The organism is Spiroplasma sp. hyd1 (assembly GCF_016082235.1).
GTDB lineage: Bacteria > Bacillota_I > Bacilli_A > Mycoplasmatales > Mycoplasmataceae > Spiroplasma > Spiroplasma poulsonii.
Genome location: NZ_JXYY01000110.1, coordinates 1 through 1,327, shown reverse-complemented (window position 1 = coordinate 1,327; position 1,327 = coordinate 1). Strand labels below are relative to the sequence as shown.

Sequence of the window (1,327 nt, the reverse complement as noted above, 5' to 3'; positions counted from 1 at the left end):
AGATAATTAATANNAATATATTTGTTATTGTGTTATATAATGCTGGACTAAATTTTCACACTTCAAATGTTTGACTAAAAAAACTATATATTGTTTGAAAAATCTTACCAACTCCACTTGCTAATTCATTTACTTGTTTTACACCAGGAATATTATTTACAACTCAAATTGCGGCATTTTTTATATGACACGCTAAATTATATCAACTACAACTTTCATATTGTGCTTGTCATCATTGTCCATCAGGGAATAATAATCCACCGTTGTTTATTTCTTGTCAGTTGTAAATCCCAAAATTAAAATCATAATAACGATACATATCATTTTCTTTCTGCGCTTGTAATTCAAAAACATTATAACCAATTTTTTGTTCTTCAATTTTTTGTATTTTAAACCATATTTATCTTTTAAAACATCTTCAAAAATATAACCCTCATTTTGGTTAATATTATAATTATTTGCAACTGAAAAATCATAATTAAACACATTACCATAATTGGTGTTATAAAACCGATTTTTAAATGCTGAATATAATTTAATATCTAACTGATTATATTTATCGGAAAAATAAAAATATCGTGGGTAAATTTTAAAACCATTATTTGCTAATAAACCATATTTTTTATTATATCCTTGCACATAAGTATTATTTTCTAAATCAAAAATTGTTCGTAAATAATCTTTATAAAAATTTTGAGAAACCGTAAACATACTATTTAATAACTTTTCAAATTGACTTTTATTAGTATTGCTTTCATCAATTAAAACATCTCTAAAATTAAATAATTTCAAACCAAAAAAGTTAATTAAAACAGTGTTGTATTGTAAATTATCAATATATCCACTTTCAATAAAATTACTACGATTTTGAAAAACAGGTACCAAAGCGTGTGCAAAAAAGGTTTTTAATAATTTATTAATCTCAATTTGACCTTTCATCTGTTCAAAAACAATTTTACCAGTATTGGGAGTATTACCTTGATAATAATTATAAGTTTCAGCACTAAAATTAAAAGTATCTTCTTTTTCTTTTATGAAAGAAAATAAAAATCCTAAATCATCAGTATATCGATAATTATTATAATTACTACCATTTCAATATTGTTTAAGATGTGTTAATTCTAAACTACCAGCAATAATATTTTTCTTTTCATCAATCGTTAAAATCATTCGATAAATTGATTTTTTAGTTAAAATAGTACCAGTATCAGACTTATCTAAATTATTAATAATTTCAAAATCAAATATTATTCTTTGACTACCTAAATTTGGGTCATCATAATTAGGATTACCACCTTGCTGAACTCTAATATTTTCTTACACAATG

Annotated in this window: 1 pseudogene; it reads right to left on the bottom strand. The window is 23.2% G+C overall.

Features of this window, described 5'->3' with window-relative positions:
• Positions 1-1,266: pseudogene (locus TS70_RS06555) on the bottom strand (spiroplasma phage ORF1-like family protein); the annotation flags it as partial.
• Positions 1,267-1,327: the final 61 nt, after the last annotated feature.